At 70.4% G+C, this 26,393-nt stretch carries 23 protein-coding genes and 1 pseudogene; 20 read left to right on the forward strand and 4 right to left on the reverse strand.

The annotated features are described in order from the left end of the window. Positions 1–1,554 (forward strand): annotated as a pseudogene (locus VJN29_RS15660) (glycosyltransferase family 2 protein); the annotation flags it as partial. Next, the gene (locus VJN29_RS15665) at positions 1,551–3,110 is read left to right on the forward strand and encodes a DUF5719 family protein (RefSeq protein WP_324144564.1); all 1,560 of its coding nucleotides are present in this window, start codon (positions 1,551–1,553) and stop codon (positions 3,108–3,110) included. The pseudogene VJN29_RS15660 and the gene VJN29_RS15665, both read left to right, overlap by 4 nt. A 194-nt stretch (positions 3,111–3,304) precedes the next feature. Here VJN29_RS15665 and VJN29_RS15670 read toward each other — a convergent pair whose 3' ends face one another. Next, on the reverse strand, positions 3,305–3,640 hold the full coding sequence (locus VJN29_RS15670; RefSeq protein WP_324144565.1) for a metallopeptidase family protein: 336 nt from the start codon (positions 3,638–3,640) through the stop codon (positions 3,305–3,307). 181 nt (positions 3,641–3,821) lie between these two features. Here VJN29_RS15670 and VJN29_RS15675 point away from each other — a divergent pair, with 181 nt between their 5' ends. The 15 genes from VJN29_RS15675 to secA all read left to right on the forward strand — a co-directional run bounded on the left by VJN29_RS15675 (position 3,822) and on the right by secA (position 21,561). Beyond that, a complete protein-coding gene (locus VJN29_RS15675; protein ID WP_324144566.1) occupies positions 3,822–4,253 on the forward strand; it encodes a DUF3499 domain-containing protein in 432 nt (143 codons plus the stop codon). Continuing rightward, a complete protein-coding gene (locus VJN29_RS15680) occupies positions 4,250–5,749 on the forward strand; it encodes a phosphomannomutase/phosphoglucomutase (RefSeq protein WP_324144567.1) in 1,500 nt (499 codons plus the stop codon). The genes VJN29_RS15675 and VJN29_RS15680 overlap by 4 nt, the downstream gene beginning before the upstream one ends. After that, positions 5,746–5,952: a Trm112 family protein gene (locus VJN29_RS15685; protein ID WP_324144568.1), complete on the forward strand. Its 207-nt coding sequence runs from the start codon at positions 5,746–5,748 to the stop codon at positions 5,950–5,952. Before VJN29_RS15680 ends, VJN29_RS15685 begins: the two co-directional genes overlap by 4 nt. A 5-nt stretch (positions 5,953–5,957) precedes the next feature. Then, positions 5,958–7,091, forward strand: coding sequence for an SIS domain-containing protein (locus VJN29_RS15690; RefSeq protein WP_324144569.1), 1,134 nt, complete (start codon positions 5,958–5,960; stop codon positions 7,089–7,091). Between the two features lie 32 nt (positions 7,092–7,123). Beyond that, positions 7,124–8,059, forward strand: a complete 936-nt coding sequence (locus VJN29_RS15695) for a DUF808 domain-containing protein (RefSeq protein WP_324144570.1) — start codon at positions 7,124–7,126, stop codon at positions 8,057–8,059. An 89-nt stretch (positions 8,060–8,148) separates the two neighbouring features. Further along, positions 8,149–9,600, forward strand: a complete 1,452-nt coding sequence (ahcY, locus tag VJN29_RS15700; protein WP_324144571.1) for an adenosylhomocysteinase — start codon at positions 8,149–8,151, stop codon at positions 9,598–9,600. A 176-nt stretch (positions 9,601–9,776) separates the two neighbouring features. After that, positions 9,777–10,292 carry a hypothetical protein gene (locus tag VJN29_RS15705; RefSeq protein WP_324144572.1) on the forward strand — a complete coding sequence of 172 codons (516 nt, stop codon included), beginning with the start codon at positions 9,777–9,779 and terminating at the stop codon, positions 10,290–10,292. A gap of 104 nt (positions 10,293–10,396) precedes the next feature. After that, on the forward strand, positions 10,397–11,074 hold the full coding sequence (gene mtrA / locus VJN29_RS15710) for an MtrAB system response regulator MtrA (protein ID WP_324144573.1): 678 nt from the start codon (positions 10,397–10,399) through the stop codon (positions 11,072–11,074). A gap of 71 nt (positions 11,075–11,145) precedes the next feature. Next, positions 11,146–12,894, forward strand: a complete 1,749-nt coding sequence (gene mtrB / locus VJN29_RS15715) for an MtrAB system histidine kinase MtrB (protein ID WP_324144574.1) — start codon at positions 11,146–11,148, stop codon at positions 12,892–12,894. Then, positions 12,891–14,726, forward strand: coding sequence for an LpqB family beta-propeller domain-containing protein (locus VJN29_RS15720; protein ID WP_324144575.1), 1,836 nt, complete (start codon positions 12,891–12,893; stop codon positions 14,724–14,726). The genes mtrB and VJN29_RS15720 overlap by 4 nt, the downstream gene beginning before the upstream one ends. Positions 14,727–14,847: 121 nt before the next feature. Beyond that, complete coding sequence (locus VJN29_RS15725; RefSeq protein WP_324144576.1) at positions 14,848–15,594, forward strand: ComF family protein; 747 nt, start codon at positions 14,848–14,850, stop codon at positions 15,592–15,594. A gap of 222 nt (positions 15,595–15,816) precedes the next feature. Further along, a complete protein-coding gene (gene hpf / locus VJN29_RS15730) occupies positions 15,817–16,470 on the forward strand; it encodes a ribosome hibernation-promoting factor, HPF/YfiA family (protein WP_324144577.1) in 654 nt (217 codons plus the stop codon). A gap of 116 nt (positions 16,471–16,586) precedes the next feature. Continuing rightward, positions 16,587–17,279, forward strand: a complete 693-nt coding sequence (locus VJN29_RS15735; protein ID WP_324144578.1) for a response regulator transcription factor — start codon at positions 16,587–16,589, stop codon at positions 17,277–17,279. Positions 17,280–17,287: 8 nt separating this feature from the next. Next, complete coding sequence (locus VJN29_RS15740; protein WP_324144579.1) at positions 17,288–18,496, forward strand: winged helix-turn-helix domain-containing protein; 1,209 nt, start codon at positions 17,288–17,290, stop codon at positions 18,494–18,496. A gap of 179 nt (positions 18,497–18,675) precedes the next feature. Further along, positions 18,676–21,561: a preprotein translocase subunit SecA gene (secA, locus tag VJN29_RS15745; RefSeq protein WP_324144580.1), complete on the forward strand. Its 2,886-nt coding sequence runs from the start codon at positions 18,676–18,678 to the stop codon at positions 21,559–21,561. 107 nt (positions 21,562–21,668) lie between these two features. Here the strand turns inward: secA and VJN29_RS15750 are convergent, their stop codons facing one another. Together VJN29_RS15750 and VJN29_RS15755 are read right to left on the reverse strand one after the other, a co-directional pair. Then, positions 21,669–22,211: an Rv3235 family protein gene (locus VJN29_RS15750; RefSeq protein ID WP_324144581.1), complete on the reverse strand. Its 543-nt coding sequence runs from the start codon at positions 22,209–22,211 to the stop codon at positions 21,669–21,671. Next, complete coding sequence (locus VJN29_RS15755) at positions 22,208–23,014, reverse strand: LysM domain-containing protein (RefSeq protein WP_324144582.1); 807 nt, start codon at positions 23,012–23,014, stop codon at positions 22,208–22,210. Before VJN29_RS15755 ends, VJN29_RS15750 begins: the two co-directional genes overlap by 4 nt. A 124-nt stretch (positions 23,015–23,138) precedes the next feature. Between VJN29_RS15755 and VJN29_RS15760 the strand changes: the two genes are divergently transcribed. After that, positions 23,139–23,696, forward strand: a complete 558-nt coding sequence (locus VJN29_RS15760; protein WP_324144583.1) for a hypothetical protein — start codon at positions 23,139–23,141, stop codon at positions 23,694–23,696. 43 nt (positions 23,697–23,739) lie between these two features. Here the strand turns inward: VJN29_RS15760 and VJN29_RS15765 are convergent, their stop codons facing one another. Continuing rightward, positions 23,740–23,967 carry a helix-turn-helix domain-containing protein gene (locus tag VJN29_RS15765; RefSeq protein WP_324144584.1) on the reverse strand — a complete coding sequence of 76 codons (228 nt, stop codon included), beginning with the start codon at positions 23,965–23,967 and terminating at the stop codon, positions 23,740–23,742. 255 nt (positions 23,968–24,222) lie between these two features. Here VJN29_RS15765 and VJN29_RS15770 point away from each other — a divergent pair, with 255 nt between their 5' ends. Next, complete coding sequence (locus VJN29_RS15770) at positions 24,223–24,930, forward strand: hypothetical protein (protein ID WP_324144585.1); 708 nt, start codon at positions 24,223–24,225, stop codon at positions 24,928–24,930. Next, positions 24,927–26,387: an AAA family ATPase gene (locus VJN29_RS15775; protein WP_324144586.1), complete on the forward strand. Its 1,461-nt coding sequence runs from the start codon at positions 24,927–24,929 to the stop codon at positions 26,385–26,387. Before VJN29_RS15770 ends, VJN29_RS15775 begins: the two co-directional genes overlap by 4 nt. Positions 26,388–26,393 lie beyond the last annotated feature (6 nt).

The raw sequence follows: 26,393 nt of genomic DNA on the forward strand, positions 1-26,393 counted from the left end.
CATGTCCTCGTCCCCCTCGTCCTCGCCGGTTTCGCCCTGGCGGCCCAGCGGCACGGCACCTACACCGCAACGTTCGCGACGGCGCTCGCCACCGCGATCCTCGGCGCCCTCGTCCCGCCCTTCCTCATCGTCTCCACGGCCGCGGCGCTCGGCCTGCTCCTGGTCGGATCCGGCGCCCGCCGGCTGCGCGCACTCGTGCTCCTGATCGTTCCTCCAGCCCTGCTCGGGCCGTGGGTCGTCAGCGTCGTCGAGGACTGGCGGCTACTCCTCTCGGGTCCCGGCCTGCTCTCGACTGCGGCGCCGCCGGAGCCGTGGAGAATCCTCGTCGGCGAGGCGGAGGCAGTCGCAGGACCGCTCGCAGTTCCCCTCCTCGCCGCCCTCGCCGCCCTCGTCGCCCTCGGTGCGCTGGGCTATGCGGTGAGGGGCAGGAGCCGTGCAGAGAGCGTCGGCCTGTGCGTCGCCGGTGCCGTGGCCGTCCTGGGGCTCGCCGCCGCGCTCGGCTCGGGGCGCGTCATCGTGGGTTCCGCCGAGACGGGAGTGGGCGCGTCCGCGCCGGCCCACCCGTGGACGGGCATCGGGCTCGAGCTCTGGATGGCGGGTCTGCTCATCGGCATGCTCGTGGGGAGCCGTGTGGTTCGTCGAGCGCAGGACGGCGGGGCCGCGCAGGGCACCCGACGGCAGCCGTGGCGGGTCGTGGCCACGACGTGCCTGGGCGGGCTCGTCGTGGTCCCCGTGCTCGTCCTGCTGGCGGAGTGGGGGATGGCCGGTCCGGGTCGCACCCTGACGGTCGGCGAGGCGACGCCACCTGCCGTGGCGGTTGAGCAGTCCGACGACCCTCTGAGCAACCGGCTCCTGCTCCTTCGTCCCTCCACCGAGGTGGTGGACTTCGTGCTGACCGGGCGCGAGCCCGGTGATCTGTTGCGGGACCTCGACCGCCCCGCCACGGCGGACGACCAGCCGCTCGTCGACGCGGTGGCCCGTCTCGTCGGTGGCCGGTCGACCGAGGTGCTCGATGCATCCGAGCTGGCCGACTGGGGCATCGGCTTCGTGCAGGCCAGGACCGACAGCGGCGACCCGCTGGCCCGCCGGCTCGATGCGACCCGGGGACTGACCCGGCTCGGCGCGAGCGAGCACGGCATCCTGTGGAAGGTCCAACCGCACGCCGGTGCCCCGGGTGCGACGCCGGTCGCGGCCCCGTCCAGAGCACGCATCGTCGACGGCGATGGGCGCCTGATCGCCATTGTGCCCACCCATGGTCCGCACGCCGCTGCAGAGGAAGGACTCCCTGCCGCCACGGGTCCCCGACGGCTCGTCGTCGCCGAGCCGTCCGAGTGGGCCCACCACGGTGTGGTGGAGGTCGACGGCCGTCGCCTGCAGCCGGTGGCAGGGCAGGCTCAGCCGAGCTACGACCTGCCCCCTGCCGGGGGTCTGCTGCGCATCGACCTGACGGCCCACCAGCCGTGGTGGCGGCTGGCCCAGGGCATCGGGCTCGTCATCGTCGTGTTCATGGCCCTGCCCTTCGGCAACCGCCGGTCGAGGAGGTCCGTGCCGTGAACGTACCGCGTCGACAGGGACCGCCCGATGGCGAGCCGCCCTCGCCAACGGCCCGGGGCCGATGGCTCCGCACGCGGCCCGCCCTGATCCGTCCTGCCCTCATCGCTCTGGCGGCTGCTGGGCTGGCGATCGGAGCGACCAGCGCCGAGGGCACGGTTGAGCTCGCAGCTCCCTCCGAACGCGCCGGGCTGCCGCAGGCGTCACAGGTGCTCGTCGAGTCCGCAGCCCTCGTCTGTCCCGGGCAGCAACGCGTCGGCACCCAGGGCATGAGAGACGTGGCCGGTATCGTGCACGTGGCCGCTGCGGCAGCGCCGGAGGCGGCGCTCGCCGGCCTGCCGCGTGCCACTCCTGAACCGGGTCAGGTATCTCTGCTCGACCCGGGGCGACGCACGATGGCGTCGACCGACCAACGGTTCGAGTCCGTCGCCGGTCCGGGAGATGGGAGTGCTCCCGTGGTCGTGAGCGGTGAGGGCGCGCTTGCGCCCGGCCTCGCCGCCACGCAGAGCTGGCTGCACACGGGCGACGACGATCGGGGCTTCGCTCTCACCCCCTGCCTCGAGCCGAGCGCGGACGTCTGGCTCGTCGGAGGTGGCGGTGGTGCGTCACGGACCGAGCGGGTCGTCATCACCAATCCCGGAGCCAATGCCGTCAGCGTGGCGGTCGAGGTCTTCGGTGCGGAAGGGCCCGTCGACGCCTCGGAGCGAACGGCCGTCTCGGTCCCTCCGGCATCGCGGCTGTCGATCTCCCTCGACGCCCTGGCACCCGACGAGCTCCGACCGGGCGTCCACGTCATCGCCACGGGCGGCGTCGTGTCCGCGGTGCTCAATGACGCCTGGATCGATGGTGCGACCGCACGTGGTGCCGACGATGCCACCGCGGCAGCGGCGCCGGCGCGGGACCTCGTGGTCGCTGGCCTCGAGGCCGCCCCGGCGGGCCAGGGAGAGCTGGTCCTGCGACTGGTCAACCCGGGGGACGCCGAGGCCCTGGCTCGGGTCACGCTGCTCACGGCGCGAGGCCCCGTGCAGCCGGCTGGGCTGCGGGCCGTCCGCGTCGGTGCAGGGTCGACGCTCGACGTTCCCCTCACGTTGGCTGCCGGGTCGAGCGGCCTGCGCATCATGTCGGATTCAGCCCTCACGGCTGCGGTCCTCTCCGACCGCCGCCAGGCGACGGGAGAAGACCGAGAAGGCGACTTCGGTTGGGCCCCCGCCCTGCCGCCCATTGCCGTCACCGGGGGAGTGGTCCTGCCCGGTCCGGTGCGTGCAGGGGAGACCCGAACGCTCCATCTGGTCGCCGGTCCGACAGGCGGAGAGGTCACCACGACGCTCGGCACCGGCGATTCCGAGCGAAGCATCACGACCCGGGTCGATGCGTTGACCGCGGTCAGCATCCCGCTCGGCGCCGCCGACCGGATCTGGACCTCCACGACGGCGCGTGACGTCCGCGCCGCCGTCACCGTCGCCTTCGCCGACGGCGGTGTCCCGTACTACAGCATCGTGCCGGTCCCGAGCGCCCCGACGACGGAGACGGCCGTCCCGGTGCGCCAGGTCACGAGCTAGGCCGGAGGCGCGACGGGCTCACCAGAGACCCATGCCGTATGCCGCTGGGCTCGGTCCCGTCCTCGTGCCCAGCCCTCCCGTCCCTTCAGTCGACTGTGCAGTTCGCGTCCGGACGTCGATGTCGAGTGTGCAGAACGCGCCGTTGCGAGTCCGACGCCGGGTGCACACTCGACGCGGGGCTGGGCGGCAACCCGTCAGTCGCCGAAGCCCGGGTCCAGCTCCTCGGGCGAGACGCCCAGCAGCCCGGCCACCTGCTCGGTGACGATGTCGGCCACGAGGGCGGCGACGTCGCGGGGGTCGGAGACGCGCGTCTCGACGGGACGCCGATAGACCACGATGCGGGCCGGGCGGCTGCCGGTGGCGGGGAAGAGCCGCCCGAGGGGAACCTCGCGGTGCTCCCATGGTGCGGGCCCGCGCGGGACGTCCTCGACGGCGAACTCGACGGCGGGAAACGCTCTGCCACACGTTGCCTCGAGACGAGCGGCGGCATCGAGAACGTAGTCGTCGAAGCGATCCCGGCGACTCGACATCGCGGGTACCGGTGGCCAGGCCAAGGGCCCCCGCGGGCCGCGGCCGTGGCGGTCGCGCCCGCGCGACCGGGAGGCCTGGGGCGGAACCTGCCGATGACTCGTGCTCACATCGACACTCTAGATCGGCTGCCTCGGCGTGGTGTGTCGTCGGGGCCGGTGGACCCGACTAGAGTCCACAGTCGTGGGCCTCACCCGTGGTTGCTCGAAGACCGGCTGCGCTCGTCCCGCCGTCGCCACCCTGACCTACGCCTACGCGGACCGGGCCATCGTCCTCGGCCCGCTCGCAACGTACGCCGAGCCCCACACCTATGACCTGTGTCGCGACCACGCCGAGCGGCTCACCGCACCTCGTGGCTGGAGCGTCGTGCGCGTCGGAGGGGAGTTCTCCGATCCGGTGCTCGCTGCGGACGACCTGTTGGCGCTGGCCGACGCCGTGCGCGAGGCGGGACGGCCGGGGTCGCACCGCCGTGCCGCCAGCGCAACGCGGACTGGGACCGGAGGTGACCAGTCGCCGCCGGGGCCCACGCCACGGGGCCAGGCCAGCGCGGAAGCGGGGTCCGGCGTCGTCGAGGCCCGGCGACGGGGGCACCTGCGGATGCTCAAGGACCCATGACGACTAAGGTCGTCGTCGTGCCCGTACTCACTGACTTCGTCAAGGCCTACGACGTGCGCGGGCTCGTTCCCGAACAGCTCTCGCCGGATGTGGCCCGCGCCCTGGGCATCGCCTTCGCCGAGGTCGTCGCGATCCCCGACGGCAAGGATCGCATCGTCATCGGGCACGACATGCGCCCGAGCTCCCCCGATCTGTCGGCTGCCTTCGCCGACGGCGTCACCGGACGCGGCGTCGACGTGACGCTCATCGGGCTGTGTTCGACGGACGGCCTCTACTACGCGAGCGGGGCGCTCGACGTCCCGGGGGCAATGTTCACCGCAAGCCACAACCCGGCCAGGTACAACGGCATCAAGCTGTGTCGCGCCGCCGCCAAACCGGTCGGGCAGGACACCGGCCTCCCCGAGCTGCGCGACCTGGCCCAGTGGCTGCTCGACGGGCGCTCCGGGCTGCCCGCTGCCCGGACCCCTCCCGGCACCATCGAGGTGCGCGACATGCTCGGCGAGTACAGCGCCTTCCTGCGCGGCCTCGTGGACCTCAGCGACTCCCGGCCCCTCAAGCTCGTGGTCGACGCCGGCAACGGCATGAGCGGCCTGACCGTGCCGGCCGTCCTGGGCACGGCCGCCGGACTGCCGCCTCTACCGCTGGAGATCGTGCCGCTCTACTTCGAGCTCGACGGGTCCTTCCCCAACCACGAGGCCAACCCGCTCGACCCGGCGAACCTCGTCGACCTCCAGGCGGCGGTGCGGGTGCACGGCGCCGATGTGGGGCTCGCCTTCGACGGCGACGCCGACCGGTGCTTCGTCGTCGACGCCGATGGTGAGCCGGTGTCACCGAGTGCGATCACCGGTCTCGTGGCCGCCCGCGAGATCGGCCGGGCACGGTCGGCTGGTGAACATGACGTGGCCATCGTCCACAACGCCATCTCCAGTGCCGCGGTTGCCGAGGTGGTCCGGGAGCACGGCGGCACACCGATCAGGACTCGCGTCGGTCACTCCTTCATCAAGGAGGAGATGGCCCGCACCGGCGCCGTCTTCGGTGGTGAGCACTCGGCCCACTACTACTTCCGGGACTTCTGGTTCGCGGACACCGGGATGCTCGCAGCCCTCCACGTCCTCGCCGCCCTCGGCGAACAGGATCGCCCCCTCGCCGAGATCGCCCACGCCTACGAGCGGTACGCCTCCTCTGGCGAGATCAACTCGACGGTCGAGGACCAGGCCAGCGCCGTGGACCGGGTGCGCGCGTGGGCGGTGGCCAGGGACGCCAGCATCGACGAGCTGGACGGACTGACCGTCGCCGCGCCCGAGTCCGAGTCCGAGGACGAGGACGAGGACGAGGTTTGGTGGTTCAACGTCCGGGCCTCCAACACGGAGCCACTGCTTCGGCTCAACGTCGAGGCCAGCGACCGTGAGACGATGACGCGGATCCGTGACGAGGTCCTCGGGCTCATCAGGGGCGCAACCGTCCCAGCCGGGGACGTGAAGGAGCGCCGCGAATGAACAGCGAGCCGAGCGACACCAGCAAGACCATCGAACCCTGGCTACGGGAGATCCTGCGCTGCCCGCGGTGCAAGGGTGTGCTCAGTGACGACCAAGGTCCAGACGACCCGGAACTTCGTTGTGCCGCATGCAAGCTCGCCTACCCGATCTCGGACGGTGTGCCGGTCCTCCTGGTCGACCTCGCGCGCCGGACCGACACCTGAACCGCATGTTCGACGAGTCCGGTCTCGACGACCTCGACGCCCTCGAGCGCCTCGACGCCAGTGGCACGCTTCGCGCCCTGGCCGGCGCCGGTGCGAGCGTCCGACGGGCCCTCGAGGCGTCGGTGAACGCTGGGCTGGAACGCCTCAACGACTTCGAGCCGCGAGGTGTCGTGGTCGCCGCCACGGGCGGGTCTGCCTGTGTGGCAGAGCTGTTCGAGGCGGTGGCCCGCGAGGGCGGGGCCATCCCGGTGCACAGCTGCACGAGCGCGCCGCTGCCCGGTTGGGTGGGTGCGCTCGACCTCGTGGTCGCTGTCTCGCAATCGGGCCGAGCGGAGGGTCCCGTGGCGCTCGCGGCCGAGGCGGCACGTCGCGGTGCGACGTTGCTCTCCGTCGGCGCGCCGGACTCACCCCTCTCGGAGCTCAGCGCACGATCACGCGGCATCCACATCCCGCTGGCCATGCCGGGGTCCTCGTCGCGCACCGCCATGTGGGCGCATGCCACGCCGCTGCTGCTCGCGGCCGATGCGCTCGGCGTCGCCACCGTGTCGACGGCCACCGTGAACGCTCTGGCGGACGTGCTCGACGAGCGGGCCGACGAGGTCGGGCCGTCGACCGAGTCCTTCGAGAACCCGGCCAAGACCTTGGCGGTGGACCTCATCGAGTCGTCCACCATCGTGCTCGGGTCGGGGCACCTGGGCGGAGTTGCCGCGCGTCGAGCCGTTGCGATGTTCGGTCGGACGGGCCGGGTGCCAGTCGCATCAGGGGTCCTGCCAGACGCGGCGAGCCAGGTCGTGGCCTGCTTCGACGGGCCCCTCGCGGGCGGGGAGTCGTCCGAGGTGGACGACATCTTCGCCGACCCCTACCTCGACGGCCCGCGGCGCCCTCCACTCCGGCTCCTGATGCTCCGGCACGCCTCCGACGCGGGGACGGAGCTGCAGGCCCTCGCGGATGCGGTCGTCGCGGCGGCCGAGGACGCCGGAGTCCGGGTCTCCCTCGTCGACGCCGTGTCCGACGACCCGCTGCTCCGGGTCGCGTCGCACGTGGCCCTCACCGACTTCGCCGCCACGTACCTCGCCCTCGGCCAGGGGTACGACCCAGCGACCTCGCCGCACGTGAGACTGCTGAGAGGCGCGCGCTAGAACGCGCCTCCCTGCCACCTACCATGTAGCCCATGGCAGGTGGACTGGTTGCGCTCCTCGATGACATCGCGGCCCTGGCGAAGCTCGCAGCGGCATCGATCGACGACGTGGGCGCAGCCGCAGCGCGGGCGAGCGCCAAGGCGACCGGCGTCGTCATCGACGACACGGCGGTGACACCGCGCTACGTCCAGGGCCTCCAGGCAGAGCGCGAGCTGCCCATCATCAAGCGGATCGCCCTCGGCTCCGTGCGCAACAAGCTGCTCATCATCCTGCCCGTGATCATGCTGCTCAGCCAGTTCCTCCCATGGCTGCTCACCCCCATCCTCATGATCGGTGGCGCCTACCTGGCATACGAGGGGGCCGAGAAGATCTGGGAGGCGGTGTCGGGACACCAGGAAGCCGAGCCTGCCGCAGTGATCGACGCGAAGCAGGAGGACTCCATCGTCTCCGGAGCCATCGCCACCGACTTCATCCTCTCGGCCGAGATCATGGTCATCGCCCTCAACGAGGTGGCGGACGAGCCGTTCGTCTCCAGGCTGGTCATCCTCATCGTCGTGGCCCTGCTCATCACCGGCCTCGTCTACGGGGTCGTGGCCCTCATCGTCAAGATGGACGACATCGGCCTGCGGCTCTCGCAGCGAGCCTCGTCTGGTGCACAGGCCGTCGGACGCGCCCTCGTCAAGGCGATGCCGGTGCTGCTCAGCGTCCTGTCGACCGTCGGCATCGCGGCGATGCTGTGGGTCGGCGGCCACATCATTCTCGGCGGGATCGACGAGCTGGGCTGGCACGGCCCCTACGACCTCGTCCATCACCTCGAAGACGCGGTCCGTGAGGTGGCGGGGGTCGGCGGAGTCCTCGCCTGGCTGGTCAACACCCTCGCGTCGGCCCTGGTCGGCCTCGTCGTCGGCGCCGTCATCGTCGGGGTCATGCACGTGATCCCGCGACGACGCGGAGCGCCGGCGCACTGACGGTAGAATCGGCCACTCCGGCGTGGGTGACGACCCGTGAGACCCAGAGGGGCGCGCCGGGTCCGCACACCAAGCCAAGGAGATCTTCCATGTCCTTTGACCACAAGGTGGCAGACCTGAGCCTCGCCCCGGCCGGCCGGCACCAGCTGCGCCTCGCGGAGCACGAGATGCCCGGGCTCATGGCCCTGCGAGCCGAGTACGCCGAGAGCCAGCCGCTCAAGGGAGCCCGGATCGCCGGCTCGCTCCACATGACGGTCCAGACGGCCGTCCTCATCGAGACCCTGACCGCTCTCGGGGCCGAGGTCCGCTGGGCCTCGTGCAACATCTTCTCCACCCAGGACGAGGCGGCGGCCGCCGTCGTCGTCGGCCGCGACGGGACACCGGACGACCCCGAGGGCGTGCCCGTCTTCGCCTGGAAGGGCGAGACCCTTCCGGAGTACTGGTGGTGCACCGAGCAGATCCTCAGCTGGCCGGCGGGTGCCGATGGCGAGGTCCGTGGTCCGAACATGATCCTGGACGACGGTGGCGACGCCACCATGCTGGTCCACCGGGGCGTCGAGTGGGAGGCTGCCGGCCAGGTTCCCGCGACGACCGACGAGGACTCCGACGAGTTCGCCGTCTTCAAGGAGCTGCTGCGCCAGAGCCTGGCCAGCGACGCCGAGAAGTGGACCCGCATCGCCGCTGGGATCAAGGGTGTCACCGAGGAGACGACGACCGGCGTGCACCGTCTCTACCAGCTCGCCGAGTCCGGTGACCTGCTGTTCCCGGCGATCAACGTCAACGACTCGGTCACCAAGAGCAAGTTCGACAACAAGTACGGCATCCGGCACAGCCTCATCGACGGCCTCAACCGGGCGACCGACGTGCTCGTCGGGGGCAAGGTCGCGGTCGTGTGCGGGTTCGGCGACGTCGGCAAGGGTGCGGCCCAGTCGCTGGCCGGCCAGGGGGCTCGCATCGTGGTCACCGAGGTGGACCCGATCTGCGCGCTCCAGGCGGCCATGGAGGGCTACCAGGTCGCGCGGCTCGAGGACGTCGTCGCCACCGCCGACGTCTTCATCACGACGACCGGCTGCTACGACGTCATCACCGCCGACCACATGTCGCAGATGAAGGACAAGGCGATCGTCGCCAACATCGGGCACTTCGACAACGAGATCGACATGGCGGGTCTCGCCCGGGTCCCGGGCGTCACCAAGACCGAGATCAAGCCGCAGGTCCACGAGTGGTCGTTCGCGGACGGCCAGAGCATCATCGTGCTCTCCGAGGGCCGCCTGATGAACCTCGGCAACGCCACCGGCCACCCGAGCTTCGTCATGAGCAACAGCTTCTCGAACCAGACGATCGCCCAGATCGAGCTGTTCACCAAGAACACCGACTACGACAAGCAGGTCTACACCCTGCCCAAGGTGCTCGACGAGAAGGTCGCCCGGCTCCACCTCGACGCCCTCGGCGTGCGACTCACCGAGCTGACCAAGGGCCAGGCCGAGTATCTCGGCGTGGACGTGGCCGGTCCGTACAAGCCCGAGCACTACCGCTACTGAGCACGTGGCGACGCCGCCCAGCCACACGCGGGCGTATGCCGCTGAGCTCGCCGAGCCCAGCGGCATACGTCAACGCGTGGCCGGGTCACCAGCCCGCGTGGTGGCGGGTCCGCGAAACCTGAACCGACGAAACCCGGGGTCGGTGGACCCGGGGTGCACGAGATCAAAGGCAACACATGAGAAAGCTCCTGAGCGGTGCCTTGGCGCTCACCCTCACCCTCGCGCTCGGCGCCTGCTCCACGCTGGAGGACGCCTTCATGAGCCCCGTGCCCACGGCCGTACCGCGGGCGGAGACGACGCCCGTCGCCGGGACGGCCACGACGTCCAGCGACAGTGCCGCGACGACCTCACGAGTGGTCGACCAGGCCACGCCCGAGTCGGCCATGGAGTCCTGGCTGAGTGCCCTGGTCGCCGGCGAGGGCGTCAAGGTCTGCGCCCTGATGGCGGCGGACGGCCAGCCGGTCAACAGCATCAAGGGCGCCGCTCCCCAGTGTGGGGAGAAGCTGTCGCCGCTGCTCAACTCGCTGCAGGAGCTCAAGGGGATGTTCGACGGCCTGAGCATCGACGGCGCGACCGTCATCGACGACCTGGCCACCTTCGAGGCGGCGACGGTGCGGCCCGCTGTCGCAGCACAGGTGATCCATCGGTTCAAGGCAGTCAAGATCAAGGACAAGTGGTTCGTCACGGAGTGACCCGGGCAGGAGCGCGCCTCCGCCGCATCCTGAGGGGCCGCGCTGCTGTGTGATGATGTGGCCATGACGTGCGACCCCACCCGGGGGCCGCGAAGGGAGAAGACGTGAAGGGTCGGGTTCTGGTCGTCGACGACGACCTCGCCCTCGCCGAGATGCTCGGCATCGTGCTGCGGAACGAGGGCCTCGAGGTCACCCACGTGGCCGACGGAGGCGACGCTGTCCCCGCCTTCCGGGAGGCGCGTCCCGACCTCGTCCTGCTCGACGTGATGCTGCCCGGCCTGGATGGCATGGAGGTGTGCCGTCGGATCCGCGCCGAGAGCGGCGTGCCGATCGTCATGCTGACGGCGCGGACCGACACGGTGGACGTCGTGGTCGGACTGGAGTCCGGGGCCGACGACTACGTCGTGAAGCCCTTCAAGCCACAAGAGCTCATCGCCCGGGTCCGGGCCCGACTCCGTCGCGGCGACGAGCCTGCGCCGGAGAAGCTGACGATCGGTGATCTCGAGATCGACGTCGCCGGACATTCCGTCAGACGGGACGGGAAGGCGCTCTCCTTGACGCCTCTGGAGTTCGACCTGCTCGTCGCGCTCGCGCGCAAGCCGTGGCAGGTCTTCACCCGTGAGGTGCTGCTCGAGCAGGTGTGGGGGTATCGCCACGCGGGCGACACCCGTCTCGTCAACGTCCACGTCCAGCGGCTGCGCTCGAAGATCGAGCACGATCCGGAGCACCCGGAGATCGTGGTCACCGTGCGGGGCGTCGGCTACAAGGCGGGCCCCGCCTGAGGCCTGCCGGCAACGGCAGTGCCTCGGAGTCGGCCGATGGAGATGAGTGAGCGGCCACAGCAGTGATGGAGATGGACGAAACCGTCCGGGGCCACCGGCCCCGGAGCCGCATGGAGCGGCTGGGGCACCAGCTGAGGAGGCTGTGGCGCCGGCCCCTCCACCTCTGGCGCGCCTCGCTCGGCTTCCGCGTCGTCGTGGCGACGATGCTGCTGGGCGTCCTCGTGCTCACGGCGGTGGGCACCTATCTCTACGGCTCCATCGCGCAGGGCCTCGTGGACGGGCGACAGAACATCGCCGCTGCCGACGCCCAGCGTGACGCGAAGGACACGCAGAACTACTTCCAGTACACCGACAAGGTGGACTCCACCGCAGACGTCAGCCAAGGGGCGACCGACCAGATCCGGTCGATGCAGCGCGACAGTGGGACGCAGGAGCGCTACGTCGTCCTGTCCCGCCTGGAGACGAACAACAACCCGAACATCATCGGGCCGATCGAGAGCGGCTCCGTCGGATCCCGCTTCATCCCCAAGGAGCTGTCCCGGGCAGTCGCGGAGAACCCGGATCAACAGCAGATGCAGATCACCACGATCGAGGAGGGCGACAGCACCGTCTCCGCGCTCGTCGTGGGCCAGCAGGTGGCGCTGCCGGTGGTCGGCGACTACGGCCTGTACTTCATCTATCCCATGCAGCGCGAACGGGACATCATCAACCTCGTCGGCCGGACGTTCCTGCTCGGTGGGATCGCCCTCATCCTCCTCGTGGGCGCCGTCGCGTTCGTCGTCACCCGGCTCGTCACCGACCCGGTGCGTCGCGCTGCGATCGTCGCCGAGCGCTTCGCGGAGGGAAACCTCAACGAGCGCATGCAAGCCAAGGGCGAGGACGACCTGGCGCGCTTGGGCAACTCGTTCAATGCCATGGCGGCGTCCCTGCAACAACAGATTGCCCAGCTCGAGAACCTGTCCCGGGTCCAGCAGCGCTTCGTCTCCGACGTCTCGCACGAGCTGCGCACCCCCCTGACGACGATCCGGATGGCCGTGGACCTCATCCACGACGCCCGGGGCACGTTCGACCCCACCGTGTCCAGGTCGGCGGAGCTGCTCATGGGCGAGCTCGACCGCTTCGAGTCCCTGCTGACGGACCTGCTCGAGATCTCGCGCTTCGACGCCGGTGCCGCTGTCCTCGAGATCGAGGCCACTGACCTGCGTGGCTGCGTCGAGCGTGCGGTCGACGCCCACCGCACCCTGGCCGGGCGCAAGGGCATCGAGCTGGTCGTCCGCGAGCCGAGCGTCCCCGTGGTGGCCGAGATGGACTCGCGCCGGATCGAGCGCGTTCTGCGCAACCTCATCGCCAATGCGATCGAGCACGGTGACGGCCGACCCGTCGAGGTCACCCTGGGCGCGAACGACTCGGCGGTGGCCGTCACCGTCCGGGACCATGGGGTGGGTCTGCGACCGGGTGAGGCGGCCCTCGTGTTCACCCGGTTCTGGCGAGCGGATCCCGCCCGTGCACGGACGACCGGCGGCACCGGTCTGGGACTTGCCATCTCGCTCGAGGACGCCAGGCTGCACGCCGGAAGGCTGGAGGCCTGGGGTGCCCCCGGGGAGGGATCGTGCTTCCGGCTCACCCTCCCGCGGCATGCCGATGCCACCATCACCGGGTCGCCGCTGCCGCTGAGTCCGCTTGCCGCCGAAGCCCATCGGGGCCGGGCTGATGCAGGCGACGAGGATCGGGACGCGTTTGATCGCGCATCCGACGACACCATCAAGCTGCGCCGCATCACCCGCACGCAAGAACCGACCGGAGCGGAGCACCCCTCATGAGGCCCGCCCTACTGCGCCGGGCCAAGGTCGTCCTCGCCGCCTTGGTGGTGGCGGGAGTGGCCGCCGGCTGTGCCGGGCTGCCGGACTCCTCGCGGGTCAGCGAGGGGCGTCGGCTCGACGAGCAGATCAACGATCCGTACCGCGTGACGGCGCAGTCACCCATGGCCGGCGCAAGCCCCGAGCAGATCGCCCGCGGCTTCATCCGTGCGGGTGAGGACCAGACTGAGACGCACGCCACCGCGAAGGCCTACCTCACGGCGCCGTCGGTGGGCCGATGGCGCTGGTCGGCCCACGACACGGTCATCTACAACGGGGCCAGCGACCTGCGCGTTCGCCAAACCGGAAACAGCTCCATCGAGGTCAGCGTGACGCCGGTGGGCATGCTGGCCACGGACGGACGCTACCGCGATGCCGAGCCGGGCACGGTGATGCGCACGACCTTCGGCCTGACGCAGGTGGCCGGCGAGTGGCGCCTCGAGCTGCCCGAAGAGGGATTCGGTGTCTGGCTGGAGGCGAGCGCCTTCGACAACCTGTACGTCGCCGTCCCCGTGCACTATGTCAGTCCCTCGGGCCGGGAGCTGATCCCGGACACGCGTTGGTTCCCGCGGGGACCACGGCTCGCCACGAGCCTGGCGCGCGCCCAGCTCGAGCCGGTCCCGCCACACCTCGCCGGGGCGGTCACCACCGGCTTTCCTGCCTCGACACGGCTCGCCGTCAACTCCGTCCCGATCGAGTCGGGGCACGCCCAGGTGGACCTCACCTCGACGGCGTTCTCGGCCGGCCTCGAGGGGCGGCGTGCCATGTGGGCGCAGCTCTCGGCGACCCTGTCGAGAGCCAACGTCTCCTCCCTGTCCATCTCCGTCGAGGGCACCGAGCTGGACCTGGCCGGTGTGGGGACGACGCTCTCCACACCGCAGGAGGTCGGCTATGGGTTCACGCCTGCGCCGTTCTTCGACTCCGCCCTCATCCGCAGCGGGAAGACGTTCAAGCGGATCGATCCCACCTTCATCCCCGACGACGCGAACTCCCAGGGGCGTCGAGGAGTCCAGTCTCTCGAACCGGACGACCCGGTTGTGCCGGACGGCGAATGGACCCAGCTGACCCTCTCGAGAGACGGCAACCAGGTCGCGGCAGTCGGCGGAGACCTCAGGGAGCTGTCGATCTGGCCGGCGCACGAGAAGGTGGTGCGTCTCAAGGGGAGCTGGAGCAACCTCATCCGGCCGGCGTATGACCGGAGCCAGTACCTGTGGATCGCCGGACAGGCAGGGGGGACGGCACGGATCTGGACGGTGAACACGGCGTCACTCGTGCCCCAACCGAAGCCGGTCGCGGTCGAGGTGCCCTGGCTGAGCGGGATGGACATCGTGGCGCTGACGCTGTCGGGCGATGGGACCCGGGCGCTCCTCATCACCAAGAACCCGAAGACCGCCGCGAACCAGCTGCAGGTCGCCGGCGTCGTGCGGGCGCCCAACGGTCAACCGACGGCGCTTGCCGAGCCACTCCGCCAGGCCCAGCCGCTCAGCCAGCTGACGGACGTCGCCTGGATCGGCGCCGAGTCCTTTGCCGTCCTCGGTCGCCTGACGGAGGGGGACGCCGTCACTCCGTGGATCGGCCACGTCGGCCGGGGCCTCGACGGAATGCGGGTCCGCATCGGCCTGCGCGATCCCGGCCTGGAGCGTCTCGAGGAAGCCCCGGGGGCCAGGACGATCACGACGACCGGGAGCCAGCGAGGCCTCATCTGCGTGACCGACGACAACAGGGTGCTGGCCAAGGCCGGTACGAGCTGGCGGCAGATCGGCGAGGGCACGGATCTGCTCGTCCCCGGCCGCTGACCTGCTTGCGGCTGGACCGCAGGTGGACCGCCTGTCCACAGGGCAGGGCGGTTCGGCGATGCCCTCCACAGGCCGCACGATCAGGCTGGCTCGACGGTGCCCACCACGATCTGCTGGGCGGGTGGTCCGTCTCCTCGCCGAGCTGCTCGATCTCGTGCTGCCTGTCGAGTGCGCCGCGTGCGGGCGCCCGGGCGACGCGTGGTGCCGTCGGTGCTCGGCCGCTCTCGCCAGGTCCCGTCTGGCCTCGGGCGTCCGCGTGGTCGCGCCGGACCCGGTTCCGCCAGCCTTCCCCGACTGCTTCGCCTGGGGCCAGTACACCGGCCCGCTGCGCGCCGGTGTCCGGTCCTGGAAGGACGGGGGCAGGAGGGACCTCGATCGAGGCCTCGCGTCGCTGCTCGCCGTCGCGATGGAGGCCGCTCTCCGTGGGTGCGCCCGTGGCTCTCCGGACGGGTCCGCACCGCCGGGTGGTCCGGTCCTCGTCGTCACGGTCCCGTCCTCCGCGCGGGCGGTGCGCCTCAGGGGAGACCGCCCCCTCGAGCGAGTGACGCGACATGCACTCGAGCTCCTGGCCGGCGTCCCAGCGGGCCGACCCGGTCTCCTCGGCCCGCTGGATGCGCTGCACCACCGACGGGTTGTGGCTGACCAGGCTGGTCTGGGCGCGCTCGGCAGGTCCGCAAACCTGGCGGCCTCCATGGAGGTGCGTCGCCGGACGGCCGCACTCATCCGGGGTGCCCGGTGCCTCATCGTCGATGACGTCGTGACGACGGGAAGCACGTTGGCGGAAGGCACGCGCGCCCTGCGAGCCGCCGGGGCGATCGACGTGCGGGCGGCAGTCATCGCAGCGACACCACGCCGTTCGGGACCCTGACCGATGGCTCTGCGTTGGCCTTCCGGGGATGCCTTCCCACAATCGACCAGCCCAAGTACTGTCATCGAAAGGAGACCCCCGGCCCCTGGTGTGGCGTCATCTGGACAGCCTGACCGCGACGGGCCCGATCGAGGGAGAGGGTGGTGCCGAGGTGATGCGGGGGCCTGTCCCGGGCCCCGGACCAAGAGCACTGAGCGCCCGGAGCGCGACCAAGGAGGAACCGTGGAGATTGTCGTGACTGGACGCCGCGTCCAGGTCCCTGACCGATTCCGTGAGCTGTTGAACGAGCGCCTGGGCAAAGTTGCTGCACTGGCGCCCAAGGTGCATCGGATCGACGTCGTCGTGACGCACGAGCAAGTCGCTCGAGGCCGTGGGCCAGAGCGAGTCGAGATCACCTGTCGAGCCAAGGGACCCGTCATCCGCGCGGAGGCTGCGCTCGATGACAAGTACGCCGCCCTCGATGCGGCTGTCGACAAGCTCATGGAACGCCTTCGCAGGGTCAACGACAAGCGCCGCGTGAGCCGGGGCAGGCGAGTGCCCGAGTCGGTGGCGCAAGCGACCGCCCGGATCGATGCGGAGAACGGGTCGGCGGCCGCGGTGACCGAGGAAGCCCGCCCCGGGAGTGCGGAGGGCCCGGAGGAGGGGGGCCGCTTCGGCGCCGTGGGCAGCTCACCCATCGAGGTCCGCGAGAAGGTCCACACCGCGGCTCCGATGTCCCTCGAGGACGCGGTCAACCAGATGGAGCTCGTCGGGCACGACTTCTTCCTCTTCCACGACATGGACACCGACCGGCCCAGCGTGGTGTACCGCAGACGCGGCTGGAGCTACGGGGTCCTTCACCTCGAGACCGAGCAGCCCGTCGCCGCCACGGGCTGACGACGGCCCCGTCCCGAACGACACCCGGGGCGCTCGCCGCTGCCGCGGTGGGCGCCCCGAATCGTGGGCGATGGGGAGATGGACGGATCGTCGGACCGCCCTGCCAAGATGTGGGGGTGAATCCCGCGCCCCCAGATGTCATCAGAGTGCTCATCGTCGACGACCACGCGCTGTATCGGCGCGGGCTCCAGACCGTGCTCGCGACGGAAGACGGGATCGACGTGGTCGGGGAGGCGGCCGACGGCAACGAGGCGGTTGACCTGGCCGAGGAGACCCTGCCCGACGTCATCGTCATGGATGTCGGGATGCCGAAGCGGGGCGGCATCGAGGCCTGCCGTGTCATCAAGCAGCGTATCCCGTCGGCCCGCATCATCATGCTGACCAGCTCCGACGACGAGGAGCACCTCTTCGAGGCGGTCCGGGCCGGGGCCAACGGCTACCTGCTCAAGGACGTGCCGCCGGAGGAGGTGGCGGTCGGGATCCGTGGGGTCTTCGACGGGCAGTCGCTCATCTCGCCCATGATGGCTTCGAAGCTGCTCCAGGAGTTCTCGAAGATGAGCAGGCACGAGGCAGCGGCTCCCGCACCCACGCCGGAGCTCGAGCTGCCGCGCCTGACGGAGCGCGAGCTCGGGATCCTCCGGCTCGTCGCACGGGGCAGGCTCAACCGAGAGATCGCTGGTGAGCTGTTCATCTCGGAGAACACCGTCCGGAACCACATCCGAAACATCCTGGACAAGCTGCAGATGCACTCGCGCATGGAGGCGGCGATGTACGCGGTGCGTCAGCGGCTCATCGAGCCGGGGGAGTGAGGGGCGGCGTGACCGCCCGCCCGGTCCGTCGGCTCACCCTGGCGCAGGCCCGTCGCATCGCGATCGCGGCCCAAGGCCTCCTCGACCCCCGCCCGGAGCCCTTCGCCGCCACCATGCGTCACATCCAGCGCGTCATCGACAGGGTCGGCGTCGTGCAGATCGACAGCGTCAACGTGCTGTCGCGCAGCCACTACCTCCCGTTCTTCGCCAGACTCGGGCCGTACGACCGCACGATCCTCGACCGGGCACGCGACCGGGCGCCCCGGCGGCTCGTCGAGTACTGGGCCCACGAGGCGAGCCTCATCCCACCCGAGACGTGGCCCCTGCTGGACCACCGGATGCGCCGCGCCGCTGACGGTGCCTGGGGATCGATGCGGCGGATCCTCGCCGAGCGCCCGCAGTTCGTCGACCTGGTCCAGCGCGAGGTCGAGGACCGGGGACCGATGACGGCCCGGGAGGTGGAGGTCGCGCTCAGCCACGACCAGCCCCGCGCCAACGACAACTGGGGGTGGAACTGGAGCGAGGTCAAGCAGGCGCTCGAGTACCTCTTCTGGGCCGGTCGCATCAGTTCCGCCGGGCGCACGGCGCAGTTCGAGAGGAGGTACGCATCGCTCGACCGGACCGCACCCGGTCGCCAGAGTGCGGCCTGGCGTGACCGGCCCGGACCCGAGGCCGACGCGGACCGCTTCGTCGAGCTCGTCCGCATCGCGGCCCGGGCGCATGGCATCGGGACCGAGCTCTGCCTCGCCGACTACTTCCGGATCAAGCGCGCCGATGCCCGGGTGGCGATCACCCGGCTGGAGGCCGGGGGCGAGCTCATCCCGGTCGAGGTGCCCGGCTGGCGTCCCGCGTGGCTCCACGCCGGCGCACGCGTTCCGCGGCGGGTTCACGCAGAGGCGCTGCTCAGCCCGTTCGACTCGCTCGTCTGGCAGCGCGACCGGGTCCACGCCCTCTGGGACTTCCACTACCGGATCGAGATCTACACGCCGGCCCCCAAGCGGGTGCACGGGTACTACGTCCTGCCCTTCCTCTACGGGGACGCGCTCGTGGCACGTTGCGACCTCAAGGCGGACCGCGCGGCCGGCGTCCTGCGCTGCCACGCCATCACCTGGGAGGCAGGCGCGCCCCCGGATGCCCATGCGGCGCTGGGGCGCAATCTCGCGTCGATGGCCCAGTGGCTGGGACTCGACCACGTCGTGACGGCAGGGGACGCCTGAGGGCCGGCCCAGCGGCATACGGCCCGGGATGGATCGACAGGGAACCATCACGCGGCGCCGGTCCGTTGGTCCGGAAGGGCTGGCTGCGACTAGCCTAGGCAGGTCCCGTGACCCACACGGGCGATTGTGCCCGCCCAGCGGCGGGTCGCATCACGTTGAGTCGGGAGTGAGTACGCACCATGGTCTTGGGCATCGACAAGCTGCTCCGCGCGGGCGAGGGCAGGACCCTGAAGCGCCTGCAGGGCATCGCCGCGCAGGTCAATGCCCTCGAGGCTGACTTCGAGAAGCTCACCGACGAGGAACTGCGCGACGAGACGCCGAGCTTCCGCAAGCGCCTCGAGGCCGGTGAGAGCCTCGACGACCTGCTCCCCGAGGCCTTCGCGGCCGTCCGCGAGGCCAGCAAGCGCACCCTCGGCAAGCGGCACTTCGACGTGCAGATCATGGGCGGCGCAGCGCTGCACATGGGAAACGTCGCCGAGATGAAGACCGGTGAGGGCAAGACCCTCGTGGCGACGCTCCCGTCCTACCTCAACGCGCTCACGGGCAAAGGCGTGCACATCATCACGGTGAACGACTACCTCGCCGAGTACCAGTCCGAGCTGATGGGCCGCATCCACCGGGCCCTCGGCATGGAGACCGGCTGCATCCTCTCGAGCATGACGCCCGAGCAGCGTCGCGCGGAGTACGCGAAGGACATCACCTACGGCACGAACAACGAGTTCGGCTTCGACTACCTGCGCGACAACATGGCGTGGGAGCCATCTGAGCTCGTCCAGCGCGGCCACCACTTCGCCATCGTCGACGAGGTCGACTCCATTCTCATCGACGAGGCGCGCACGCCCCTGATCATCTCGGGGCCGGCCGACATCGCGACGAAGTGGTACGTCGAGTTCTCCCGGATCGCACAGCGGCTGAGCCGCGGCGAGGACGGCCGCGGCGACTACGAGGTCGACGAGAAGAAGCGCACCGTTGGGGTCCTGGAGAGCGGCATCGCGCGCGTCGAGGACCTGCTCGGCATCGAGAACCTCTATGACACCGTGAACACGCCCCTGATCGGCTACCTCAACAACTCCATCAAGGCCAAGGAGCTGTTCAAGCGGGACAAGGACTACGTCGTCATGAACGGCGAGATCCTCATCGTCGACGAGCACACCGGCCGCATGCTCCCGGGGCGCCGCTACAACGAGGGAATGCACCAGGCGATCGAGGCGAAGGAGGGCGTCGAGATCAAGAACGAGAACCAGACCCTCGCGACGATCACCCTCCAGAACTACTTCCGCATGTACGAGAAGCTCTCGGGCATGACCGGCACCGCCCAGACCGAGGCGGCCGAGCTCAACTCGATCTACAAGCTCGGTGTCATCCCGATCCCCACCAACATGCCGATGATCCGGAAGGACCAGGCCGACCTCGTCTACCGCACCGAGGTCGCGAAGTTCAACGCGGTCGTCGACGACATCGTCGAGCGGCACACGCTCGGGCAGCCCGTCCTCGTCGGCACGACGTCGGTCGAGAAGAGCGAGTACCTCTCCCAGCAGCTGAAGAAGAAGGGCATCAAGCACGAGGTCCTCAACGCCAAGCAGCACGAACGTGAGGCGGCCATCGTCGCCGAGGCCGGCCGCAAGCGCGCGGTGACGGTCGCCACCAACATGGCCGGTCGCGGCACCGACATCATGCTCGGCGGCAACCCGGAGTTCCGCGCGGTCGCCGAGCTCAAGCGCCGCGGGCTCGACCCGGTCGAGACGCCGGAGGAGTACGAAGCGGCGTGGGACGAGGCGTTGGCGGGCGCAGAGGCGGCGGTTGCGGCCGAGCACGACGAGGTCACCGGAATCGGCGGGCTCTACGTGCTCGGCACGGAGCGGCACGAGTCCCGACGCATCGACAACCAGCTCCGTGGTCGGTCCGGTCGCCAGGGTGACCCCGGCGAGTCGCGGTTCTATCTCTCGTTGCAGGACGACCTGATGCGGCTGTTCAACGCGGCCCTCGTCGACCGGTTCATGGTGTCCGCCGGGATGGAGGACGACCAGCCGATCGAGTCGAAGATGGTGACGAACTCGATCCAGAAGGCGCAGGGCGCCGTCGAGGCCCAGAACTACGAGATCCGCAAGAACGTCCTCAAGTACGACGACGTGATGAACCGACAGCGACAGGTCATCTACGAGGAGCGACGCGCCGTCCTCCAGGGGCGCGATCTGCACGAGCAGCTGCGGATGTTCGTCAACGACGTCGTGGGTGGCTACGTCGACGCCGCGACCGCTGAGGGATTCGCCGGGGACTGGGACCTCGAGCGACTCTGGGATGCGCTGCGTCAGGTGTACCCCGTTGGCATCACGATCGAGGCGCTCGAGGACCTCGCGGGTGGCCGGAACGGCATCAACGCCGACCTCCTTCGGGAACAGCTGATGTCCGATGCGCATCACGCCTACGACCAGCGCGAGGAGGCGCTGGGACCGGCCACGATGCGAGAGGTCGAGCGCCGGGTCGTGCTCTCCGTCCTGGACCGCAAGTGGCGCGAGCACCTCTACGAGATGGACTACCTCCAAGAGGGCATCGGGCTGCGTGCGATGGCCCAGCGCGACCCGCTGATCGAGTACCAGCGTGAGGGTTTCCAGCTCTTCGAGGCCATGATGGACGCCATCAAGGAGGAGTCCGTCTCGCACCTCTTCTCGGTGCAGGTCGAGGTGACGCCGCCCGGGCAGCAGGTGGGTGCCACGCCGATGGCTGTCAGCGATCTCGTCGGCGGGGTCGCCCAGACTGCTGCTGCGCAGGCGCCCGCTGCGGAGCCGTCCGAAGCTGCTGCGCCAGCGCGTGACGTGCCAGCGGGTGACGTGCCAGCGGGTGCCGGTCGGACTCGGGCAGCCGTGGCAGCGAACGTGGCTGGGGCGGCAGGTGGCTCGGCTGGGGTGAAGGTGTCGGGCGTCGGCCTGGCGGCACCGGAGCAGCGGTCGTCCGCCCTGCGCTACACCGCCCCGGGCGAGGACGGCCGCGCCGTCGAGACCGGACAGCAGCCCGTCGAGCGCAAGGCGGACCGTCGCGGCAAGAAGGTGAAGCGGCGCCGGCGCTGACCCGGGGTGCCCCTTCCCAATCGAAAGAACGACTTTCGGAGTCAGTTGTCCCCGAAACGTGTTCACTCGATCAAGGCATGGGTGGTCATCCCAGCGGTTTGGTCGGGTCAGCCGACGGCCACCTGAGTCATCAACCACCGCCCGTCGAGCCCCTCGAGGCGGAAGGCGAGCGCGCGGACCCGACCGTGCGAAACGACGACCGCGCAGGCCTCGATCACGCCGTCGGCCGGTTCGCACAGCCGAATCCGACGGACCACGGCGGGGCGTCGGGGACCACTGCGGAGCCGGCGGCTGGAGACGAGGGCCCGCCGCGCGAGCAGCGCGTACACAGTGGGGCTCGTGTGTCGGATGAGCTGCGTGGCCGGCCGCTGACCGGAGATGACCTCGACGACCGCTTGGGCGATCTTGGCCACGAACGGCTCGGGCTCCGGCAGGTCACTGGAATGGGTCGGCCGGTGCGCGAACGCTTCATCCACCGAGGGGAAGAAGTCGAGTGCAAGAGCCTCTTGGGTGTACGGCGTCGACTCGAACGCCCACGCCTCGTCCGCGCTGATCCGGCCGGGACCCGTGTCAGGGATACGTCGTACGGTGAAGGCCGATCCGGCGCACGACCAGTGGCCCCACGGCTCCCTGGGCCCCGCGCCGGTCATCGGAACACCTCGGGGAGCGGCGCCTGCAGCTGCTGACCCGCCTCGATGACGTCCGGATCGTCACCGATGACGGCTCGGTTCGCCCGGTACCAGCGGGGCCACTCGGCTGCGATCTCCGCATCCGTGGCGCCCGGGCCCAGGTGTGCAGCGGCGATCGACCACAGCGTGTCGCCTCGTCGTACGGTGAGCGTGTCATTCGTTGTGCTCGTCGGCCGAGGGGCCGGCGCCAGCAACCGCGCGTGGTGCGGGCTGATCGCCGGTGTCGGAGGGTCGGGCAGCCACCCGGGCCGTGGTGCAGCTGGCGGTGAGCCGTCGTCGTCGCCCTTCGGCACCGAGCTGACCGCCTGGGCGCTCACGGAGCAGCCGGGACTCGGCGCCGGGAGGGCATGCTGCCAACCGTCGGCGTCAGCGGTACCGGTGCCGACGGCGACGGCGACGGCCGCCGGCGCCGGGAGGGCCACGGTGCCGATGGAGGCGCCGAGGGTGAGAGACAGGACCCGGCGCAGGAAATGCGGTGTCAGCGACCGTTCCAGTCGCTCGAAGACGGCTCCCACCATGCCTGGCGCCGCAGCCGCGACGGCGACCAGCGACGTGAGGACCAACCAGCCGGTCAGCAGTGCGCCGGTCCAGGCCAACGCCGCGACGAGGACCTCGTCGATGCTCGCCCGGCCCGAGGAGGAGTCCCCCGGCCAGCTGTCGGAGGCCACTCGAGTGAGGCACCAGCTGGCGCCCCCCCACATGGTGGTGACGAGAAGTCCTGTGACGGCGGGGTACTGACCGCCGCCCCTGTGGTTGTCAACCATGGGAGAGAGCATGGTTCTATTTAATGCTGTTTACTTCTGTTTGACAACGGTTGACTGGTTTTCAAGGGCGGGGACTAGAGTCGGGTCGTTGATGCGTCCGCGACGGATTCGGGGGATTGGCGGTATGAGATGGGAGCGGCTCTTCGAGGAGCTGGACGCCGGGTTTGACGCCGAGGCCGCGGTCGAGCGCGACGCCGAGGTCGCTGACAGGACGCGCCGGGAGCGGGCTCAGATCGCCCTGTACAGCAGACTCCTCGCGAACGTTGGCCGAGGGGCCATCTCCCTCCGACTTCCCGGAGCGCCAGGCCCACGAGTCATCGTCGGCACTCCAACAGACGTCGGTCCGGACTGGCTACTGCTGGTCGACACCGCCAACCAGTCGGTCCTGGTGCCGCTGGCGGCGGTGCGCAGCATCACGGGACTGCGCCCCGGAGCGCAGGAGGCAAGCCTCGTCGGAAGACGGTTCCCGCTGGGGGGCGCGCTGCGTGGGATCAGCCGGGACCGGGCGGTCGTCGACCTCGTGGACGTGGACGGCCTCGTGCTGACCGGGACGATCGACGCGGTCGGTGCGGACCATCTCGACCTGGCCGAGCACGCGCCCGATGAGCCGCGTCGTGCCCGTCACGTCGTGCGGACTCTCGTCATGCCGATCGCTGCCCTCGGCTCCATCCGCCGACGCTGACGCAGGTCCTCCGTCCGTCTGTAGCGCCGCGTTCGTCGAGTCCTCAGTCCTCCACGGTGCCACCGAAGGGGTGGGCCTGCACGAACGACCGCGTCTCTGTGTACATGCGCTGGATGTAGTTCTCGAGCTCGGTGACCTCGACTCGCCACTGGCCACGGCCGCCGATCTTGATGGCGGGCAGCTCGCCCGAGCGCACCAGGGCGTAGGCCTGCGCTGCCGAGATGTTCAGGATCTCCGACACCTCTGCCAGCTGGAGGAACCTCTGGGCCACGATCGCTCCTTCACTTCGCGCCACAACGGGCGTGGTCCACCGAGCACGCCGTCGAACAACTCATACCCCGGGTGGGGTTGCGTCGCACACAGTCCGCCATCTCGGCCTGCCCATGCTAGGCACGCGCTGAAATGGTTGGTGCCGGTTATGCACAGTTCGCCGTCTCCAGAGGCGGTTTGTGCGCGGGTGCGGCAGGATGTTCCCGCGACGTGGCCATGCGCCGTTCCACCGTGACATCAAGGGGGTTGTGACCGCATGGGCGAACTGGCCGTGCCGACGGCAAAGCGGCTGCAGAAGCCGTCCTGGAAGGACAGCCGACTCGTGGTCGGCGTGATCCTCGTCATCGCCGCCACAACCTTGGGGGCCAGGCTCGTCGCGAGTGTCGACGACCGCACGCCGTACCTCGTTGCCGTGGAGAATCTCGTCGCCGGCGAGGCAGTCACCGCTGCCTCCTTCCAGCGCGTCGATGTTGCGCTCGCGGACAGCCTGGGGCGATACGTCCCGGCAGACGCCCCCGTGCCCGAGGGGACGATCATGCTGCGGGACGTCCTGGCCGGAGAGCTCCTGCCCACTGCTGCGCTTGGTGCCCCCGGAGACGTCGGTGTGCAGCGCGTGACCGTCCCCGCCGACGCGCAGTCGACCCCCGGGCTCGAGCGTGGTCATCGTGTGGACCTCTACGTCACGCCGGATGCAACCCGCGGTGTGACCGACGACCGTGAGCCAGGGCGAACGTCGCGACTGCTCCACGCAGTCGCCGTCGTCGACGTGCGGGCCGGGGACGGCGGCTTCGGTGCTGCGGCGACGACGTCAGTGCAGCTCTATGTGCCGGCGGAGCACGTCCGGGCGGTCATCGAGGCGGTGGACCAGGACGCGAAGATCACGCTCGTCCCAGTCAAGGGGCCGGTCAAGGGTCCGGTCAAGGGTCCGGTGGAGGAGCCAGCGGATGAGAGTGGAGACGCATGACCGACGTCATCACCGGCCTCGGACCTGCGTGGGAGTCAGTTGTCGCCACGACCCTCGAGTCGGCAGGCGATCTCAGGGTCACGCGCCGCTGTGCCGATGTCGCCGAGCTGCTCTCCGTCGCGGAGGCCGGACTCGGGCAGTGCGCCGTCGTGAGTGCCGACCTGCACGGGCTCGACCTCGGTCTGGTCCATCGCCTGAGCCAACGCGGCGTCCTGGTCCTGGGCTTGTACCCAACGGGGGATGATGGCGCCGAACGACGACTGCGTCAGCTTCGGATCCCTGTCGTCCTACCCGTTGAGGCGACCGCGGAAGCCTTCAGCTCGGCCGTCCGGGACCATGCGGAGCGTCGCCCCAACGGGCGCCCGAGCGCCACGGATCTGCCCGTGGTGGCGGCGGGAGACCCGTGGGGACAGCTGCTGGTCCCGGATCCGGAGCCGGACGACCTGGCGGCCACCGACCGTGCCCCCAACAACGGCTCCATGCCGGTTCCCGGCCCCGATCCGCTCTCCCCATTCAGCGCGGTGTCCGACGTTGACGACGAGCCTGCTTGGCAACCGCGCGGCATGGAGCCGGACGCCGCCCCATCGTCAGTCTCGGACCCACCGCCCCGTTCGACGATCGTTGCCGTCTGGGGACCGACGGGCGGTCCGGGCCGCACGACGCTCGCGGTGAACCTGGCGGCGGAGATCGCGTCCCGCCCTGGGGAGGTCCTCCTCGTCGACGCAGACACCTATGGCGGCAGCGTGGCCCAGGTCCTCGGTCTGCTCGACGAGGCGCCCGGAATCGCGGCGGCGTGCCGGGCCGCGGACCACGGCACGCTCGACCTGCCAGCCCTCGCGCGCCTCGCTCCCCTCGTCATGCCGGGCCTTCGGGTCCTGACGGGACTGCCCAAGGCGGAGCGGTGGCCGGAACTACGGGCTGCAGCCCTCGAGCGCGTCCTCGAGCTCGGACGCGGACTGGCTCAGGTCATCGTCGTCGACTGCGGTTTCTGCATCGAGAATGACGAGGAGCTCAGCTATGACACCGCCGCACCTCGTCGTAACGAGGCGACGCTGACGACGCTCGCGGCGGCCGACACGGTGCTTGCCGTGGGTGGCGCGGACCCCGTCGGGCTCCAGCGCTTCGTCCGGGCCCTCCAGGAGCTCGGCTCCGTCCCGTCCCCTCCACCCGTGCCCGTGATCAACCGGGTCCGCAGCTCTGCGGTCGGCTCACGGCCCGAGGAGCGCATCGCAGAGTCGCTGCTGCGTTTCGCGGGCCTGGACGGCCTCCATTTCGTGCCCGACGACGCGGCGACCATCGATGCGGCCCTCCTCGCCGGCCGATCGGTGGCCGAGCTCGCTCGGGACTCGGCGTTGGGCGCAGCGTTTGCGGAGCTGGCCACGGCGGTCGCGCCGTGGACCCAGACGCGAGTCACGGGTCGCCGGCGCCGGCTCCGTCGAGCGAGGGCTGCCGGCTGAAGGCAG

Origin of the sequence: Intrasporangium sp. (assembly GCF_035280925.1) — a bacterium.
Lineage (GTDB): Bacteria > Actinomycetota > Actinomycetes > Actinomycetales > Dermatophilaceae > Intrasporangium.

Bases quoted from the DNA above. Each gene is read 5' to 3' on its own strand.
- VJN29_RS15760 (WP_324144583.1), top strand. From the start codon at position 23,139: ATGAGATGGGAGCGGCTCTTCGAGGAGCTGGACGCCGGGTTTGACGCC.
- VJN29_RS15690 (WP_324144569.1), top strand. From the start codon at position 5,958: ATGTTCGACGAGTCCGGTCTCGACGACCTCGACGCCCTCGAGCGCCTC.
- VJN29_RS15770 (WP_324144585.1), top strand. From the start codon at position 24,223: ATGGGCGAACTGGCCGTGCCGACGGCAAAGCGGCTGCAGAAGCCGTCC.
- VJN29_RS15755 (WP_324144582.1), bottom strand. From the start codon at position 23,014: ATGGTTGACAACCACAGGGGCGGCGGTCAGTACCCCGCCGTCACAGGA.
- ahcY (WP_324144571.1), top strand. From the start codon at position 8,149: ATGTCCTTTGACCACAAGGTGGCAGACCTGAGCCTCGCCCCGGCCGGC.
- VJN29_RS15720 (WP_324144575.1), top strand. From the start codon at position 12,891: ATGAGGCCCGCCCTACTGCGCCGGGCCAAGGTCGTCCTCGCCGCCTTG.
- mtrB (WP_324144574.1), top strand. From the start codon at position 11,146: ATGGACGAAACCGTCCGGGGCCACCGGCCCCGGAGCCGCATGGAGCGG.
- VJN29_RS15775 (WP_324144586.1), top strand. From the start codon at position 24,927: ATGACCGACGTCATCACCGGCCTCGGACCTGCGTGGGAGTCAGTTGTC.
- VJN29_RS15670 (WP_324144565.1), bottom strand. From the start codon at position 3,640: ATGTCGAGTCGCCGGGATCGCTTCGACGACTACGTTCTCGATGCCGCC.
- VJN29_RS15695 (WP_324144570.1), top strand. From the start codon at position 7,124: ATGGCAGGTGGACTGGTTGCGCTCCTCGATGACATCGCGGCCCTGGCG.
- VJN29_RS15705 (WP_324144572.1), top strand. From the start codon at position 9,777: ATGAGAAAGCTCCTGAGCGGTGCCTTGGCGCTCACCCTCACCCTCGCG.
- VJN29_RS15680 (WP_324144567.1), top strand. From the start codon at position 4,250: ATGACGACTAAGGTCGTCGTCGTGCCCGTACTCACTGACTTCGTCAAG.
- VJN29_RS15750 (WP_324144581.1), bottom strand. From the start codon at position 22,211: ATGACCGGCGCGGGGCCCAGGGAGCCGTGGGGCCACTGGTCGTGCGCC.
- VJN29_RS15685 (WP_324144568.1), top strand. From the start codon at position 5,746: ATGAACAGCGAGCCGAGCGACACCAGCAAGACCATCGAACCCTGGCTA.
- secA (WP_324144580.1), top strand. From the start codon at position 18,676: ATGGTCTTGGGCATCGACAAGCTGCTCCGCGCGGGCGAGGGCAGGACC.